15 protein-coding genes are annotated in these 18338 nt (G+C 41.7%); 3 read left to right on the forward strand and 12 right to left on the reverse strand.

From position 1 onward, the window contains the following. Positions 1-14: 14 nt before the first annotated feature. The 6 genes from rlmH to leuS form a co-directional block, all read right to left on the reverse strand. Entirely contained in the window at positions 15-485 is a 471-nt protein-coding gene (rlmH, locus tag PSPO_RS05615) for a 23S rRNA (pseudouridine(1915)-N(3))-methyltransferase RlmH (protein WP_010560410.1), read from the reverse strand. Between the two features lie 4 nt (positions 486-489). After that, positions 490-807: a ribosome silencing factor gene (gene rsfS / locus PSPO_RS05620; RefSeq protein ID WP_010560409.1), complete on the reverse strand. Its 318-nt coding sequence runs from the start codon at positions 805-807 to the stop codon at positions 490-492. 62 nt (positions 808-869) lie between these two features. Then, positions 870-1484, reverse strand: coding sequence for a nicotinate-nucleotide adenylyltransferase (gene nadD / locus PSPO_RS05625; RefSeq protein WP_010560408.1), 615 nt, complete (start codon positions 1482-1484; stop codon positions 870-872). Beyond that, on the reverse strand, positions 1481-2536 hold the full coding sequence (holA, locus tag PSPO_RS05630; RefSeq protein ID WP_010560407.1) for a DNA polymerase III subunit delta: 1056 nt from the start codon (positions 2534-2536) through the stop codon (positions 1481-1483). The genes nadD and holA overlap by 4 nt, the downstream gene beginning before the upstream one ends. Next, positions 2536-3021, reverse strand: coding sequence for an LPS-assembly lipoprotein LptE (locus PSPO_RS05635; RefSeq protein ID WP_010560406.1), 486 nt, complete (start codon positions 3019-3021; stop codon positions 2536-2538). The genes holA and PSPO_RS05635 overlap by 1 nt, the downstream gene beginning before the upstream one ends. Further along, positions 3021-5609, reverse strand: a complete 2589-nt coding sequence (gene leuS / locus PSPO_RS05640; protein ID WP_010560405.1) for a leucine--tRNA ligase — start codon at positions 5607-5609, stop codon at positions 3021-3023. Before leuS ends, PSPO_RS05635 begins: the two co-directional genes overlap by 1 nt. 238 nt (positions 5610-5847) lie before the next feature. Between leuS and PSPO_RS05645 the strand changes: the two genes are divergently transcribed. Together PSPO_RS05645 and PSPO_RS05650 are read left to right on the forward strand one after the other, a co-directional pair. Then, positions 5848-6324, forward strand: coding sequence for a zinc ribbon-containing protein (locus PSPO_RS05645; protein WP_010560404.1), 477 nt, complete (start codon positions 5848-5850; stop codon positions 6322-6324). Positions 6325-6416: 92 nt separating this feature from the next. Further along, positions 6417-8807, forward strand: coding sequence for a Lon protease family protein (locus tag PSPO_RS05650; RefSeq protein ID WP_010560403.1), 2391 nt, complete (start codon positions 6417-6419; stop codon positions 8805-8807). Positions 8808-8852: 45 nt separating this feature from the next. On the opposite strand, the gene PSPO_RS05655 is transcribed toward PSPO_RS05650, so the two are convergent. From PSPO_RS05655 to miaB, 6 genes are all read right to left on the reverse strand, one after another. Then, positions 8853-11207, reverse strand: coding sequence for an ATP-binding protein (locus tag PSPO_RS05655; RefSeq protein ID WP_010560402.1), 2355 nt, complete (start codon positions 11205-11207; stop codon positions 8853-8855). An 84-nt stretch (positions 11208-11291) separates the two neighbouring features. Next, a complete protein-coding gene (gene lnt / locus PSPO_RS05660; protein ID WP_010560401.1) occupies positions 11292-12800 on the reverse strand; it encodes an apolipoprotein N-acyltransferase in 1509 nt (502 codons plus the stop codon). Between the two features lie 29 nt (positions 12801-12829). Beyond that, positions 12830-13717 (reverse strand): CNNM family magnesium/cobalt transport protein CorC, encoded by an 888-nt coding sequence (corC, locus tag PSPO_RS05665; protein ID WP_010560400.1) that lies wholly within the window; start codon positions 13715-13717, stop codon positions 12830-12832. Between the two features lie 97 nt (positions 13718-13814). Further along, positions 13815-14264 (reverse strand): rRNA maturation RNase YbeY, encoded by a 450-nt coding sequence (ybeY, locus tag PSPO_RS05670; RefSeq protein WP_010560399.1) that lies wholly within the window; start codon positions 14262-14264, stop codon positions 13815-13817. Beyond that, complete coding sequence (locus PSPO_RS05675; protein WP_010560398.1) at positions 14261-15316, reverse strand: PhoH family protein; 1056 nt, start codon at positions 15314-15316, stop codon at positions 14261-14263. Before PSPO_RS05675 ends, ybeY begins: the two co-directional genes overlap by 4 nt. Before the next feature lie 46 nt (positions 15317-15362). Beyond that, on the reverse strand, positions 15363-16793 hold the full coding sequence (gene miaB, locus PSPO_RS05680; RefSeq protein ID WP_010560397.1) for a tRNA (N6-isopentenyl adenosine(37)-C2)-methylthiotransferase MiaB: 1431 nt from the start codon (positions 16791-16793) through the stop codon (positions 15363-15365). Positions 16794-17017: 224 nt separating this feature from the next. Here miaB and PSPO_RS05685 point away from each other — a divergent pair, with 224 nt between their 5' ends. Beyond that, a complete protein-coding gene (locus tag PSPO_RS05685; RefSeq protein ID WP_010560396.1) occupies positions 17018-18175 on the forward strand; it encodes an FAD-dependent oxidoreductase in 1158 nt (385 codons plus the stop codon). Positions 18176-18338 lie beyond the last annotated feature (163 nt).

Raw genomic sequence — 18338 nt, forward strand, 5'->3', positions numbered from 1 at the left:
AATTGTTTTTATTCTTATTCTCGGTGATAAGGGTGATTGTTATTCAAACTCCATGCACGATACAAGCTTTCTGCGACGATTATTCTTACCAGAGGGTGAGGCAAGGTCAAATTAGACAATGACCATTTTTGCTCAGATGCGGCAATACACTCAGGTGCCAAACCTTCAGGGCCGCCAATTAGTAAGCTGATATCGCGTCCATCAAGTTGCCATTTACTCATTTCCTTGGCAAGTTGATGGGTATCGAGTGCTTTACCTGTGACCTCTAAAGTAACGATTTTGTTCCCTTTAGGAATTGCGGCTAAGGTCTTTTCACCTTCTTGCTGCAGAATACGCTTAATATCGGCATTTTTACCACGTTTACCAGCGGGAATCTCAATAAGCTCTAAGCTCATATCGCGCGGAAACCGGCGTTGATACTCTTGAAAGCCGGTTTCTACCCACGCTGGCATTTTCGTACCAACAGCAATTAGCTGAATACGCACAGAATTAGCTCCAAAGTTTTTCTAACTGGTAGAATTCACGTGCACTTTCTTGCATTACATGAAGTACTACATCACCTAAATCAAGTAATACCCATTCGCCTTCTTGTTGGCCTTCGGTACCGATGATTTCAATACCTTGTGCTTTTGCTTCAAGTGCAACGTTGTTGGCAATTGACTGTACATGGCGTTTTGAAGTGCCTGAGCACACAACCATATAGTCGGTAATTGATGATTTATCTGTCATATCTAACGTGGTGATATCAACGGCTTTGATGTCGTCTGCTTTGTCGATTACAAAGTCTAATAACTCGCGAGGATCCAAAAGTATTTCCTAGTAATTGGTTTATTTGGCTTAATTGTCAAATTTTAACACGTGCAGAGGGTTTATTGGTAGAGACGATGCTGTTTTATATAGTCAGAAACCGCTTCTGGCAGGAAATCATTTTTGTATTGGGTAAGATTTGTACGCAGTGCCGAGGATGAAATGGCAACTTGCTGGTGCTGTGCAAGAAAGATATGACCGGCAAGCGGTAAGTCTTTTATCGCATCGTTAATATCGCCACTAATAAACGGCGCAACTTCAGGGTTCGGTTGAAATGTTTCGCCCGGTCGTTGAAAGACTAAAAAGTTGCTATTGCTGATACAGTCTTGCCATTTATGCCATTTATGCAAGGTGTTGAGTGAATCCATTCCGATAATAAAAAATAAAGGTACTTTCGGGTATTCATGTCTGAAGCTAATTAGGCTTTCTAGCGCATAACTTGGTGTTTCGCGGTTTATTTCACGCAAATCAATCGCAAAGTTAGCCTCATCTTTAATTGCGAGTTTAATCATATTAATGCGGTGCGCGCTTGTTATACCCGACGTGGCTTTATGTACAGGTTGCTTGCACGGCATAAACAGTACTTTGCTTGGCGCTAGTGTTTGATCCGCTTGTTTCGCTAATGCAAGGTGCCCGGTGTGTATTGGGTCAAATGTGCCACCTAAAATAACAATCATAGGTTGGCGTATTGTTCTACTTTTGCGTTAAACGGTACAGAAAAGGGCAGAGGACCAACAAACATTAGAGCAATATGCAGTAAGTGTTGGTAGGCATCAATATGCTGGTGTTGTTTGTAGGCTAAATCAAATTCGGCCAGTACATCACCGAGCGCGTTTAGTTCAACGTGTGTTAAACGCCTTAATGCTTGCTCTGTAATGGCTTGCTTATTTTTCCACACCTTAAATTGGCTGAAAATTGCATTGAATGATTCGCCGTTTGCTATTGCTTGTTGCATTGCTTGTAAGCTTTCAAACTCGCGTACCAGTGCCCATAAAATAATGGTTGGTTCGACGTTTTCTTGTTTTAGCTTAAGCATTACTTTGCTGATCTGAACACTGTCGCCTTTTAATAGGGCGTCGCTTAAATCAAATACGTCTAAACGCGACTGATTGACCAGCGTTGGTGCTAATGTTTGGGCGTTAATTTCACCAGAAATATTGAGTAAAGAGAGCTTTTCAAGTTCTTGAGATATTGCGAACAAATTATCTTGGTTGTAGTCAACCAATAGGGTTTTAGCATCAGCAGATAATCGCAAATTCAAACTTTGGCACTGCTGTTCAAGCCACGCAAATAACTGCTTTCCTTGAAGCGGGTAACACGGCACAAATAACCCGTGTTTATCCAATGCTTTAAACCATGCGCCACGTTGAATATCGTTACCCACTTTTTCGCCTTTGATAACGAGAATGCAATCGGGGTTTGGGTTTTGCGCAAGCGTTTGTAATAACTTGCTGGCTGCAGCATTGGGCTTGCTGTCACCAAGTTCTAATTCGATAATTTTGCGATTAGCAAAGAGTGACAAACTTGCATATTCTTGCACAATTTCTTGCCAGTCAAACTGGGGAGAAGCGGCAAAGCGAATGACCTCATCAAACCCTTGTGCTTTTGCAATTGATTTAACTTGGTTTGCAGCTTGGTTTAATAAAAATGCTTCTTCACCAAAAAGTAAGTAAAAAGGCGTTAAGCCTTGTTTTAACTGAGCAACTAATTGGTTCGGATAAATACGCATTAATATTGGCCTAACTGACGAATAATCAAGTTACTTGCTTGTTGGCGCAATTCTGACAGGATCAATTCCATTTCTCTTGATTTTGCTAGCGCGTTATCAGGATCGTCTTGATAATTACGGGTAAGCTCAAAGCTATTGGTAATTGGCTTTTGCTGGTCACGAATAAGTTGGTAACTGACAGTGTAAATAAGTTCATGCTCGGCTACTTGGCCGTTTGGAAATAAACTTAGTGTACGACGGTTAAGAGAGTCTTTTAGTAGCTTTAGCTCAGCGGTAGCGTGCTTTGAATCAGTATTAATATTGCTCAGCGCTAAACTGTTTTGTAGCTCGGTAAAAAGCTGAGAGTCAGGGTTTGTCGCCGTGACCACTAAGTTTTGCAGATCGTCTGGTAATACTGATGCGGTGCGCAATTTAAAACCGCAGCCAACTAAAAGCACAAAACACAGCAATAATGCTGTGTTTTGTAAAAAGCGTGGTGCAAACATTAGTTTGCAACCACGTTTAGCAATTTACCTTTAATAAAGATAACCTTGCGAATAGTTAAACCGTCTGTGAATTTAGTCACATTAGGTTCTGCAAACGCTGCTTTTTCAACCGCGTCTTGGTCTGCGTCAGCAGCAACGGTAATTTTACCGCGTACTTTACCGTTAACCTGCACTACAACTAGCTTTTCGTCTTCAACCATCGCTGATTGATCAACCACAGGCCATGGTGCATCAACGACTTCACCTTGCTTGCCAAGGTTTAGCCATAATTCATGACACACGTGCGGTGTGATAGGTGAAAGCATCACGATTAATGCTTCAAGCGCTTCATAACCAATCGCGATATCGTTGCTATCGTTTAATGGCGCTTTAACAAGCTTGTTAAGTAACTCCATAACCGCGGCAATCGCTGTGTTAAATGTTTGACGACGATCTAAGTCATCAGACACTTTCGCAATTGCTTTATGTAATTCACGACGAAGCACTTTTTGCTCGTTTGAAAGCGAAGCACTATCAAGGGTAGTACGCTCATTTGCCATTACTTCAGTTGCGTATTTCCAGACACGTTTAATAAAGCGATGTGCACCTTCTACACCTGAATCAGACCATTCTAACGTTTGCTCTGGTGGCGCGGTAAACATCATAAATAAACGCACTGTATCGGCGCCGTATTGGTTAATAACCGTTTGTGGGTCAATACCGTTATTTTTCGATTTAGACATTTTGCTCATACCAGCAGATTCAACTGGTTGGCCGTCGTCTTTGTGCCATGCTTTTACAACGCGACCTTTGTCGTCTTTTTCGCTTTCAACGTCGCTTGGTGCAATCCAAACGTCGCCGCCTTTCTCGTCTTTACGGAAGAAGGTTTCTGCTAATACCATGCCCTGACATAATAAACGTTCGAACGGCTCATCTGAATTTACTAGGCCAAAATCACGTAATAGCTTGTGGAAGAAACGCGCATAAAGTAAATGCAAAATAGCGTGCTCAATACCACCGATATACTGGTTTACTGGAAGCCAGTAGTTAGCTGCACCAGGCTCTAACATGCCTTCATCGTAGCGCGGGCTACAGTAGCGTGCGTAGTACCAAGACGATTCCATAAACGTATCGAATGTATCTGTTTCGTGGAATACTTGCTCGCCGTTAACGGTTGCTTTCGCCCATTCAGGGTCAGCTTTGATTGGTGATGTAACACCATTCATTACTACATCTTCAGGCAGGCGCACTGGCAACATGTCTTCTGTAGCTGCAAGCTCAGAGCCGTCTTCTTTGTTTAACATTGGGATTGGTGAACCCCAGTAACGCTGACGGCTTACACCCCAGTCACGCAGACGGAAGTTAACTTTGCGCTTACCTGCGCCGATACCTTCAAGTTTATCGGCAATAGCATTAAATGCTGCTTCAAACTCAAGGCCATCAAATTCGCCAGAGTTAATTAACACGCCTTTTTCAGTGAATGCTTCATTGGCGATATCTGCTGTTAGTTCAGAACCTTCAACAGGTGCAATAACTTGCTTGATTTCAAGGCCGTAGGCGGTAGCAAATTCAAAGTCACGTTGGTCGTGACCTGGTACTGCCATTACTGCACCCGAACCGTAGTCCATTAGTACAAAGTTAGCAGCCCATACCGGTACTTCTTCGCCAGTTAATGGGTGAATTGCTTTAAAGCCAGTGTCGATGCCTTTTTTCTCCATTGTTGCCATATCGGCTTCAGCAACTTTGGTGTTTTTACATTCTTCAACGAAGGCAGCAACCGCTGGATTATTTTTAGCAGCTTCTTGTGCAATTGGGTGACCGGCTGCAACACCAACATAGGTTACGCCCATAAAGGTATCTGGACGTGTTGTGTACACAGTGAATGTTTCACCGTTATCAGCACGTTTAAAGTCGATTTCTAACCCTTCAGAGCGACCAATCCAGTTGCGCTGCATGGTTTTAACTTGCTCAGGCCAGTGCTCAAGTTTGTCTAAGTCGTCAAGTAGCTCTTGTGCATAGTCAGTAATTTTAATAAACCACTGCGGGATTTCTTTTTGCTCTACAACGGCACCTGAACGCCAACCACGACCGTCAATAACTTGTTCGTTTGCAAGTACGGTTTGGTCTACTGGATCCCAGTTAACCGTTGACATTTTTTTGTATACAAGGCCTTTTTCGTACAGTTTTGTGAAAAACCATTGTTCCCACTTGTAGTACTCAGGGTGACAGGTCGCGATTTCACGATCCCAGTCGTAACCAAAACCAAGTTGCTTTAACTGGTTGCGCATGTAGTCAATGTTTTCGTAAGTCCATTTTGCCGGTGCCGTGTTGTTTTTAATTGCGGCGTTTTCAGCAGGTAGACCAAATGCATCCCAACCCATAGGTTGCATTACGTTTTTGCCTTGCAAGCGTTGGAAACGTGATACTACATCACCAATGGTGTAGTTACGTACGTGACCCATGTGCAGGCGACCACTTGGGTAAGGGAACATTGAGAGGCAGTAAAACTTTTCTTTGCCTTCTTGCTCAGTTACTTTAAATGTTTGATTTTCATCCCAATATTTTTGAACTTTTTGTTCGATATCCTGCGGGCTGTATTGCTCTTGCATTCTAATTTCCAAACTACTTGCAAAATAAATAAAAATTGGCGCTTAGCATAGCGTAAATTGCGGCGCTAATACACCCTTAGCAGTGTATTAAAAGTAAGTTTTTTGAGTCTTTAATCGCACCTTAAAAGCCATTTGATTTTGCTACTTGATTGTTGTTTTAATAAGCAGTTAACTGTTTGATACAAGATATTTTTTATATCGCTACTATACTTATAGAAACAGCAAAAGGAGGAATAAAATGAAAGACAGTTACGACAATTATTTAAAGCGCTTTCAACAGTGGTTACAGGATGTAAACGATCATGAGCTTAAAAGCTTGCAAAAAGCCTTCTATGACTTTCAAAAAGAGCTGGCAGCCCTTGGCAAATATTCAAAAGAGCAAATAGAAGATTACAGTTATTACGTAAAACGTGATATTGAGGAGTTTAACCGGCTCAGAAAGGCGCAAAAAGACAATGACTTCGCAAATGAAGAATTTAATGAAGAGTGGTGGTTAGCGCTGTCACATTTAGTTGATAAAACCCAATTAGAATGGTCACTATTACTTGATGACTTTGAGCACAATGGTGTTTACAAACAAGGCGAGTGGGTATCGTTTGGTGAGTTTCAATGTAAAGCCTGTGGTGAAGTGAAACACATCACGCATCCAAGCCAATTAAGCGCGTGTATAGAGTGTGATGCCATTGAGTTTCATCGTATCGCCAGCGCGCCATAAATATTTTTAACTTTCTGATGTTATTTTTTAAGGACTTAAGTAGACTCACACAAAAGCTATAGCGAGCAAGCGCTAATAAGGACGGTAGTATTATGAAAATTGGCGAACAGAATAAACTTGGTGTTGATGTACTTGCACCGCAAATAGAATTGCACGCAATAGAAACTTGCATGGCGCAAGCATATCCTGATGAATACACAATTATTGGACAAAAGCGTGCACAAAGTGCCATTGATTTTGCGCTAGGAATGGAGCTGCCAGGTTACAATATTTACGTGATGGGTGAACCGGCTCTAGGTCGTTTTACCATGGTGCAAGAAAAACTAGCTGCGCAAAGTCGCACCAAACAAACCCCACCGGATTGGCTTTATTTAAACAACTTTGACGAACACCGTCAGCCAAGTGCGATTTTTATGGCTGCAGGCGAAGGTAAGCTATTTAGTGAGGATATTGATTCATTTATTGATGAGATTTTAGATACCTTTCCAGCCGCATTTGATAACCCTAATTACCAACGTCAAAAGAAAGCCATTGATAGTAGTTTCAACGAGAAATACGATGAAGCGCTCGAGATCGTAGAAAAAATTGCTAACCAACATAACGTGGCGTTATTTGAAGAGTCGGGCGTGATCAGCTTTGCCCCGGTAATTGATGGTAAACAGTTAGATGACGCTGAGTTTTCAAGCCTTGATGACGAGCAAAAGCAGTACTTTTACGATGTAATATCTCGCTTAGAAAATGCACTTAATGAAGCGCTAATTGAATTGCCAAGATGGAAACGTGAATCATCGGAAAAGCTACGCGAACTAAAGCAAAAAACGGTAGAAACCGCAATAAAACCACTGCTAAAAGATTTAGAGCACAAATACACCAGCCATTTAGGCATTGTGAAGTATTTAAAAGACCTTAAAGCTGAGTTAATAGACGCAGTATTAGAGTGGCTGGCTGAAGAGAGCGACGAAAATAATAAAGAAGACTTAGATAAGCGCGCAATGCTAACGGAATACATTGCGCCAAACATTTTAGTGAGCCACAAAGAAGAGGGCGCACCTGTTGTCTATGAGCCAAATCCAACGTTTGGCAATATTTTTGGCAAAGTAGAATACACCTCGCAATCAGGTTCCATTGTTACCAGTTTCCGCTCGATTCAATCGGGGGCGCTACATCGTGCTAATGGTGGTTATTTAGTGATGGATGCGGAAAAACTGATGGCTAATAGCCAAGTTTGGGACGCACTAAAATTAAGTTTAAAGAGTAAGCAAATTAAAACAGATCTTGCTGCTCAAGATTCAAGTGTGGGTGCAAGTTTCACGTTAAAACCACAGCTTATTCCGCTTGATGTAAAAATAATATTGCTTGGTTCACGTGATTTGTATTACGTAATGCAAGAGTATGATGATGAGTTTAATGAACTTTTTCGTGTGCTCGCCGATTTTGATTATCATATTCCGGCAACCGATAAATATCAGTTCCAACTGATCAGTCGGGTGCAAAAATATGCGACAGAAACACTGAAAATGTCACTTTCGGCCCATGCGTTTGCAGCGCTTCTGCGTTTTAGTCACCGCCAAGCTGAACACCAACGCAAGCTTTCAGCACGCTTTGCCGATGTGATTGAATTAACCAACGAAGCCGCGTTTTTTGCACGGCAAGATGGCGAAACCACAATTAAAGCGGCGCATATAGACGAAGCGCTTGCTGGTAAACAATATCGTACCGGGCAAATAAGCGAATCTTTTATGACTGAAATTAAAGAAGGTCATGTGCTTATACAAACAGAAGGTACACAAGTGGGCTGTGTTAATGGTTTAACAGTGCTGCATATCGGAGATACCAGCTTCGGTACGCCAGCGCGCATTACCGCGACCGTCTACGCAGGCAGTGATGGCATTGTTGATATTGAGCGTGAAGCTGACCTCGGTAAATCAATTCACAGTAAAGGCGTAATGTTACTTACGGGTTATTTGGGCAATAAATACGCGCAAGATTTTGCACTGACCTTGAGTGCGAACATTGCCATCGAACAAAGTTATGGTTCGATTGATGGTGATAGTGCATCACTTGCTGAGTTGTGCGCATTGGTTTCAGCCATCACGCGTTTACCGATTAATCAAGGCATTGCGCTCACTGGCTCAATTAACCAACACGGTGAAGTGCAGGCAATTGGCGGTGTGAACGAAAAAATTGAAGGCTTCTTTAAGCTCTGTCAGATGCGCGGTTTAAATGGTGCTCAAGGCGTGATTGTGCCGCAATCTAATGTGCATAATTTAGTGCTTAATGCGCAAGTGCTGGAAGCGGTTGAGAAAGGGCTGTTTAGTATTTACGCGGTGAGTACAGTTGATCAGGCGTTTGAAATCTTACTAGGTAAACAAGCTGGTGAACTCTCTGCGAAAGGCACTTATGGTAAGGATACCATTCACGACTTAGCGCTGCGTCGCTTAAGCCATTTTGCTGAAGTGATTAATGGCGGTGTTGAAGAATAAACACTTAGCTAATAAACCAATAAAAGCAGCGGGATCGCTGCTTTTTTATTTTAAGTACTGCTGTAACTTGTCTAACAACAGGGTTTTTTCTATTGGTTTTCCAATCCAGTCATTACATCCAATCTCGCGATAGCTTTGAATATCCGACTGCATAATATTCGCGGTGAGTGCGATGATTGGCGTGCTGGTATCGTTTTCTCTGATTTTGGTGGTTGCGGTTTTGCCATCCATAACCGGCATTTGCATATCCATTAAGATTAAATCAAAAGATCCGCTCACCGTTTCTAATGCTTGTAAACCATTGTTCACTATTGTTAGTTGCGCTTGTGTTGGCTGTAACATTGCCTTAACTAATACTTGGTTAATTGGATTGTCTTCAACTAGCAATACGCGCTTTTCGCTAAGGTTGATAATTTCTTCGGCTTGTGTGTGGCGATTTTGTGCATCCTCTTTGGCCTTTGTCAGTGGAATATCAATTGTAAAGTTTGTGCCTTTATTCAATTCACTCGTAACACTTATGCTGCCACTCATCAGTTTTATTAACGATTGTGCGATTGGCATACCAAGGCCTGTGCCACCATAGTTCCGGGTAATGGAATCGTCAGCTTGTTCAAAACGATGGTATAGTTTATCAATGCTTTTTTCACTCATACCAATGCCAGTGTCATTAACTAAAAATGTAATATGTGGTTTATCGGTATTTGGCAAAATTGACAGAGTAACGCTGCCTTGTTGGGTAAATTTAATCGCATTAGAACAGATATTTAGTAGCACTTGCTTAATACGTGCTGGATCGCCAATCCATAGGTCGTGTTCTACCTGATTTAAAATATTAAGCGCGATGTTTTTCGCCAGCGCAGTTTGGATCAGATCTGCATGTAAATTAGCGAGTAGCTCACTAAGTTTAAATGGTGTGCGCTCTAACGATAATTTACCGGCTTCAATTTTCGAAAAATCAAGAATATCGTTTACCACGGTCATTAATGCTTTTGTTGAATCGAGCGCATCTTTGACATAGCCATTTGCTACTTTATTGAGTTGCATTTCATTTAACAGTTGTAAATTGCCATATACACCGTTCATTGGTGTGCGTATTTCATGGCTGGTGTTAGCCAAAAAGGCACTTTTCGCATTGTTGGCACTTTCGGCGACTTCTTTCGCGTGCTTTATTAAACGCTCTTGCTCTTTGCGCTCAGTAATATCACGTATTACGCCTACAAAGTGGTGTTCTTCGTCGAGTAAAATGTGGCTAATCGTTAATTCAATGGGAAACTCATCGCCATTTTTACGTTTTGCAATTAAATCACGATTTTTACCAATAGCAGAGGGGGATTGTTTAACGCGATAGTTGGCAACAAACTCGTCGTGCTTTTCTGCAAACTCGCTATTCATTAGCAAGGTAACGTTCTTGCCAAGCACATCACGTGATTGCCAACCAAACATAGACTCGGCACTTGTTGAGAAGAGTTTAATATGGCCTTTTTGGTTAATAACGATAATTGCATCTGAGAGGCTAGCAAGTACCGCGGCTTGCTGTTGTTCGGTGATTGCGATACGTTTTTTTGCGCTGTCGAGAGATGCTTGTGTGGCTTTCTCTTGCTGTAATAACGACTCGTTAGAGCTTTGCAACTGAAGAAACAAGTATCGCTCGTTTTGCAGGGCAAACCATAATGCCACGCCATACGCTAATAGCCTCAGTAAGTGCCATCCCCACCATGAAACATCCCATAAGAATGATTGTTGAAACATGATAGCGGCAAAGCCAAACATTGAGCAGTGTAAAATAAACAGTAAGTCATCACTTTTATTAAATTGTTTATAAACAAAGAAAAGCTTGATTGCAGCGAATAACAAGGCAATACCACCAAACACGTTCATAAGGGTAGCTAATGAGGTAAAGCGTGTTTGCTGCACCATAATGGGTACTTGTTGTGGAAAGATAATCGAAACTATCGAAATAATGAGGCTAAATAGCAAAGTCACATAGACAAAGCGTGTGCTGATGGCATTTGTAAATTTCGGCTTAAGCATTACTAATGCGAAGAGTAGCCCGCCAAAAAATGTGGCCAACGAATGTAACCAAACAAATAAGTTTCCCGGTTTGACTAAAGCATGGGCAATATCGAAGACACCCATCGCGCCAATCGCCGCAGCGATAACTAAATTAAAGCTAGTACCGCGTTTACTTTGTTCCAAATTGATTAATAGAAAACATACTAATAGCGCAATAACGCCACCGATTACTTCCACTGCGCTATGAAATGGAATATGTTGCCAACGCCATTGAGACAAGGTGGTCTTTGCTAGAGCAAAGGTTAACAGATGAATAAATGCGCTCAGCAAAATCGTAATGACGATGGTTTTACTAAAGCGCAATGGCGAATCGGGCTGTTTAAGCAAATGTGTGCCTTAAGTATCTGACAAAAAAGGTAACACATTAAATTTAGACGTCATGGTGTGATAACACAATAACGTCGTCATTGATTATGACATGCTTTTTTGTTTTTGCCGTTGGATAATTAAACTTGCAATAAAACAAAGCAGTAGAGCGATGTATAACGCACGGTCGCCATACTGGCTGTAAAATGTTTTACCAGTGGTGAGTGGTAGGGTAAAGCGCTCTAACGCCGCTTCAAATTGGGGTAAATATTGTCCGTGTTTAGCGATTGGGTCGTAAACGCCGCTTACGCCGTTATTGGTGACACGAACCAAGGGCATACCCAATTCAAGGGCACGCATGCGTGCAATTTGCATATGCTGGTGGGGGCCGTGAGAATTACCAAACCATGCATCATTACTTACCGTAAATAAAATATCAGAATCTTGCTGATAGTTACCACGTACTAAGCTACTAAATGCAATTTCATAACAAATCGCCGGTAAAACATGATAACCATTAGCAATTAAATTAGCTTGCTTTGCTTCGCCTCGGGTGAATGAAGAATGGTCAAGGTCAAACAGCGGTGCAATCGGTCTTAATATTTCTTCAAACGGTACAAACTCACCAATGGGAAGTAATTGGTGCTTGTTATAGCGATTGTGATGCAAATAACGGTAATGGCCCTGTTGGTCATCAGCATGCTTTTTGCCTACTACAATTAAATTGTTATAAACCGTTTTTGTACCGAGCTGATAATCAATAATGCCGGTAATAAGCGCGGTATTATTAAATGCCGCTGCTTTATCAAGATTACCAAGGTAATCGTCTACTAGTACTTCAATCTCAGGAATAGCAGCCTCGGGCCAGACGATTAGATCCGCCTGCCAATTTGGACGAGTCATATCTTGATATTTCGCCATGGTTGGCCAGAAGTTCTCAGGCGCGAAGCGTAACTCTTGTTTGATGTTGCCTTGCACCAGTACGACATCAATCGATTTATCTCTGTAGCTTACAGAAGGCGAAAAATGCACTAAACCGAGTGCCAATAAAAGCACAGATGCAATCACAGCTGCAGGCTTAAAACTGCGTTGGCTCAGTGCGTAAATAGAAAAACCCAGTAATAAACTCACCGCAGTTAATCCTGTTTCACCTATCCAAGGGGCAAGGCTATTAAGTGGACTGTCTGTTAACGTATAGCCAAAGCTTAACCATGGAAAGCCTGTAAGTAGCGTACCGCGTAAATATTCCATCAAGATAAATAACGGAATAAAAAGTGCCAAATACGTTATAGATAAGGTGTTTTTGTTACTGAATTTATGGCTAAGCCAGCAGGCAAGGGTTGGGTATAGCGAAAGGTACGAAACCAATATCACCATCAATAAGAGCGATGCAATTAGCGGTAAGCCACCAAACTCTGCAATGGACACATGTACCCAACTTATGCCCGCACCAAACCAACCTAGACCAAAGATAAAACCATGGCTAGCAGCCGTTTTAGCGCTGACATTACGATTAAGGTAAAAAAGAGTGGCAATAGCGAAGGGCGCGATTGGCCAAAGGTTAAACGGTGAGTAACTAAATACCATTAAAATGCCGGCGATAAGCGCCAGCATTTTGTCTTTCATTGATGATGAGATCACGTTTAATTATCTGTTGATTCGTCTTCGTTGGTATCATCACTTTTTGGCAATGTAACCTGTACTTGAAGAATACGGCGGCTATCTGCGTTGGTGATTTTAAATTGAATTCCGTCAATTTCAATGGTTTCACCACGAGATGGCATATGACCAAAGGCATGTAGAATAATACCACCTATGGTACCGGCTTCATCGGTATCGAAATACGTCGAAAAGTGCTGATTAAAATCTTCAAGTGGCGTAAGCGCTTGTACTAAGTACACGTGCTTTGCAACTTGACGAATATCTTGTGTTTCTTCTTCTTCGTCGTGCTCATCTTCAATTTCACCAACGATGATTTCAAGAATATCTTCGATGGTAACAAGTCCAGAAACACCACCGTATTCATCAATTACAATCGCCATATGATAGCGCTGTTGACGAAACTCGTTGAGTAGGGTGTCTACACGTTTACTTTCTGGCACAACAACAGCTGGGCGCAAGTAATCGCGAAGTGGTGGATGCTCTTCTTGATTTTTTAAAATAAGCGGTAATAAATCTTTAGCGAGTAAGATGCCTTCTACATGATCTTTATCTTCGCATACCACAGGAAAGCGTGAGTGCGATGATTCAACCATAACTGGCAACAATTCGGCAATTGTTTGTTCTACATCCAGTGTAATCATTTGCGAGCGAGGGATCATAATATCGCGAACTTTCAGTTCAGATACGCCCAAAACACCTTTCATCATATCTTTGGTTTCTGGGTCAATAAGATCTCTTTCTTCAGCGTCGATAATAACTTCGACTAACTGCTCTTTATTCTGGGGTTCCCCTTGTAACATTTGGGAGATTTTGTCTAACCAAGTTTTACCAGAAGAACCCTGACTAGATTGCGAATTTTCGTCGCTCATAAGCGCTTTATTAGCTCCATTTAAATAAAATTAAGGATTAATTATTGGCTAATCCAAGCCTGTTATACCAAATTTGGTTTGAATTTCAAAAACAAAATTAGTCGCGATAGGGATCGTCGATGTTTAAATCAGCAAGTAACTGTTTTTCTAACGATTCCATCTCTAATGCTTCTTCGCTATCTATATGGTCATAGCCCATTAAATGCAAGCAGCCATGCACTACCATATGCGCAAAATGGTCATGAAATGCCTTTTCTTGCTCGATAGATTCTTGTAACACAACTTCAGGGCAAATAATTAAGTCACCAATTAATGGCAGCTCAATGCCTGGTGGTGCCTCAAACGGAAAGCTCAGCACGTTTGTTGGCTTATCTTTACCGCGATATTCGTGGTTAAGTTGTTGGCTCTCGTTTGCGTCACTAATGCGAATGGTTAATTCGGCGTCGGGCTTTAAATTTGCCAGCGCTTTATTTGCCCAAAGTTCAAATTGCTCAAATGTTGGCAAGTCGTCACATTCATGGGCGATTTGTAAATCCAGCTCTATCATGTTGCGTCTGACTCATTTTGCGTATTGGCTTTATCAAGCTCTTGCTGCTTTTTCTTCTCGATTTTCTTTAAGCGTTCAACTTCATCGTGTTTTTCGTACGCTTCTACAACTGCAGCAACAACAGGGTGACGCACAACATCGTGTGACTTAAAGAAGTTAAAGCTAATCGCTTCTACATCGCTCAATACTTCAATGGCATGACGAAGCCCTGAGCGCGCACCACGGGGTAAATCAACCTGCGTAATGTCGCCAGTAATCACCGCCTTAGAGTTAAAACCAATACGCGTTAAGAACATTTTCATTTGTTCAACGGTAGTGTTTTGGCTTTCATCTAAAATAATAAAGGCGTCGTTTAAGGTGCGACCACGCATGTAGGCAAGCGGGGCAACTTCAATCACATTCTTTTCAATTAAACGCTCAACTCGCTCAAAGCCTAACATTTCAAAAAGTGCATCATAAAGCGGGCGTAGGTATGGGTCGACTTTTTGACTTAAATCACCCGGTAAAAAGCCCAGTTTTTCACCTGCTTCTACCGCAGGGCGAGTAAGTAAAATACGGCGAATTTCTTGACGTTCAAGGGCATCTACTGCCGCAGCTACCGCCAAATAGGTTTTACCTGTACCTGCAGGGCCAATACCAAAGGCTATATCATGCAACAGTACGTTTTTAATATAGGTTGCTTGGTTTGGGTTACGAGGCTTTACAACGCCGCGGCGGGTTTTGATAACAAGTTCGTCACGATATAAATCATCGTCTTGCTCGAGTACCGTGGTTTCTTGAATTGTTAAATGCACCAAATCTGGTTCGATATCTTTGCTGATACCTTTAACCGGTTGTGTTTCGATGTAGAGATTTTTAATAATCTCTGTTGCCGCAATCACATTATGTGCGTTGCCAGTGATTTTAAAGTGGTTTTCACGATGGGCGATTTCCACACCAAGTCGACGTTCGATTTGTTTTATATTTTCGTCGAATGGACCACAAAGTGATGCTAGACGTTTATTGTCTGAGGGTTCGAGGTAAGTTTCTAACGTTTTTAACTGGTTACTCAAAATGGGTTCCTTGATTGGTGTGGCATCTGCCACACCAAATTAACATTTAGGGTGTAAATGTTGCTACACCCAGCTCATTCGCTTCTTGGCTTTGTGCTTTACCTAAAATATCGCTTGGTGCTACGTCTTTACGTAGGTCCATTTCAGCTTCAGTGCGAATTAACTCACCACGCAGTGAATTTGGTAAGGCTTCGGTAATTTTTACATCAACAAACTGACCGATTACAGAGTGCGGACCTTCGAAGTTAACTACGCGGTTGTTCTCAGTACGACCACGAAGTTCCATTGGATTCTTTTTCGATGGGCCTTCAACTAAAATACGTTGCTCAGTTGCAAACATTTTACGGCTGATATCTTGCGCCATTTGCGTAATGCGGTTTTGTAAAATGTATAAACGCTCTTTCTTTTCAGATTCTGGTACATCATCAGGTAAATCAGCGGCTGGCGTACCAGGGCGTGCACTGTAGATAAAGCTAAAGCTCATATCAAAACCAATATCGTTGATAAGGTTCATCGTCGCTTCAAAATCTGCTTTCGACTCGCCTGGGAAACCAATAATAAAGTCCGAGCTCATACTTAGGTTAGGGCGGATCTTACGTAATTTACGAATTGTTGATTTGTATTCAAGCGCCGTATGACCGCGCTTCATTAATGCAAGAACTCGGTCAGAACCGCTTTGTACAGGTAAGTGTAAGTGGTCAACAAGCTCTGGCACATCAGCATAGGCTTCAATGATGTCAGGTGTGAATTCTACTGGGTGCGACGTGGTATAACGAATACGGTCGATACCATCAATTGCCGCTACATAGCGCAGTAAATCTGAAAAATAACAAATTTCACCATCGTGAGTTTCACCACGATACGCATTTACGTTTTGGCCTAGTAGGTTTACTTCACGTACGCCTTGCTCGGCAAGTTGCGCAACTTCAAGTAATACGTCATCAAGTGGGCGGCTTACTTCTTCACCACGCGTGTATGGTACAACGCAGAACGTACAGTACTTAGAACAACCTTCCATAATCGATACGAACGCGCTTGGGCCTTCAGCTTTTGGCTCAGGCAAACGGTCGAACTTTTCGATTTCAGGGAATGAAATATCAATTACAGAGCCGCTTTCTTCTTGCACTTGTTTGATCATTTCAGGAAGACGGTGCAATGTTTGTGGACCAAAAACAATGTCTACGAAAGGTGCACGTTGGCGAATTGTGTCGCCTTCTTGTGATGCTACGCAACCACCTACACCAATCACAAGATCAGGGTTGTCATCTTTTAACAGTTTCCAACGGCCCAACTGGTGAAATACTTTTTCTTGTGCTTTTTCACGAATCGAACACGTATTTAGAAGAATAACATCTGCATTTTCTGCTTCTTCAGTTAATTCATAACCATTGCTAGCATCTAATAGGTCTGCCATTTTTTGCGAGTCGTACTCGTTCATTTGACAGCCCCATGTTTTGATATGCAGCTTTTTACCCATGTTTTCGTGCCTCAACAAATTACTTACAGCTTAAAGGACGCGTATTTTATCCTTAAGCGTAGGTGGATTCAAATATGTTTGCAAAATCATCAGTGCTTATTTAGAAAAACAATTTATGAGTTAAATTTAACGCGATTTTTCTTAAAAAATATGAATCAAAATCAAACTTTTGTTAGAGGCTTACGTTAGAATAGTCGGCATATCAATCTGAAGGATTATGTCTTATGAGTTTATCTATTTGTATTGTCGGTGGCGGCATGGTGGGCGCAGCGGCCGCAGTGGCGCTTGCAAAACAAGGTCACACCATAACGTTAGTGGAAAATAAACCGATAGATGCCGTAAAAACACTCGAAGATGAACAAATTGATATTCGCGTGTCTGCACTTAACCTTTTCTCTGAAAATTTGTTGCAAGACTTAGGCGCATGGCAATACGTTAAGGCCGCGCGCAATGTGCAATATAATCGTTTGAGTGTACAAGATCATCACCAAGCACCTTTGGTATTTTCCAATGAGGAAATTGGCGAGACCCATCTTGGACACATTATTGAAAATAGCATTATTCAGGCGAGTATCTGGCGTGCGTTTGCTGATTTAGCGATTTCAGTAAAAAGTGATTTAGGCCCGTTAGAGGGAATACTCGAACATAGTAACACTGTGAGTGTGTGTTTTTCATCACATACGATAGACGCTGATTTAGTGATTGTTGCTGACGGTGCACGCTCTAAAACACGAGAACTGTTGGGTATTGGCACTACCGGTTGGCAATACCAACAAGCATGCATGGGTGTGTTAATAAAGCTAGATGCACCAGAGCAAGACATTACATGGCAAGAGTTCCAACCAACGGGCCCTGTTGCATTTTTGCCGATGCAGGCACCTTATGCGAATTTAATTTGGTATAACCACGAAGATACACTAAATAAGCTCGCGACTGGCAGCAAAGCGTCACTTAAAAGCGCGATTTTGACGCATTATCCTGAGTTACCTGGGGATTTTGAGATTCTAAATACAGCGGTATTCCCGTTAACACGCCAGCATGCAAACAATTACAGCAAAGGACGATGTGTATTAGTCGGCGATGCAGCACATGCAATTAATCCGCTTGCAGGGCAGGGCGTAAATCTAGGTTTTAAAGATGTGGCACAATTAGCTAACAGTTTATTAAAAGAAGCTGATGTATTGAGTGCGTTAAAAGATTATGAGAAAAAACGACGTTTACCAAATCTTGCTATGATGAGCATGATGGATGCGTGTTATTTTGCATTTTCTAATGAATTAACACCGCTAAAGCTACTGCGACAAGGCGCTATTGCTGGACTCAATAAAGTCAGTCCGATAAAAAGTCAGATGCTAAAATACGCAGTAGGCCATTATTTATAATGGCCTTTTTTATGCTTTTTGTTTTTAAGGCTCGATGAGTCCTTTAGAGACACTAGCAAGTCAATTCTCTTTCGACGAAATCTAATTAAACGTTTTAGTTACACTTAGCTTGGCGTATTATTTGTTACTCTCTCGAGAGTAACATTCGTTATGGTTATGAACA

Source organism: Pseudoalteromonas spongiae UST010723-006, assembly GCF_000238255.3.
Taxonomy (GTDB): domain Bacteria; phylum Pseudomonadota; class Gammaproteobacteria; order Enterobacterales; family Alteromonadaceae; genus Pseudoalteromonas; species Pseudoalteromonas spongiae.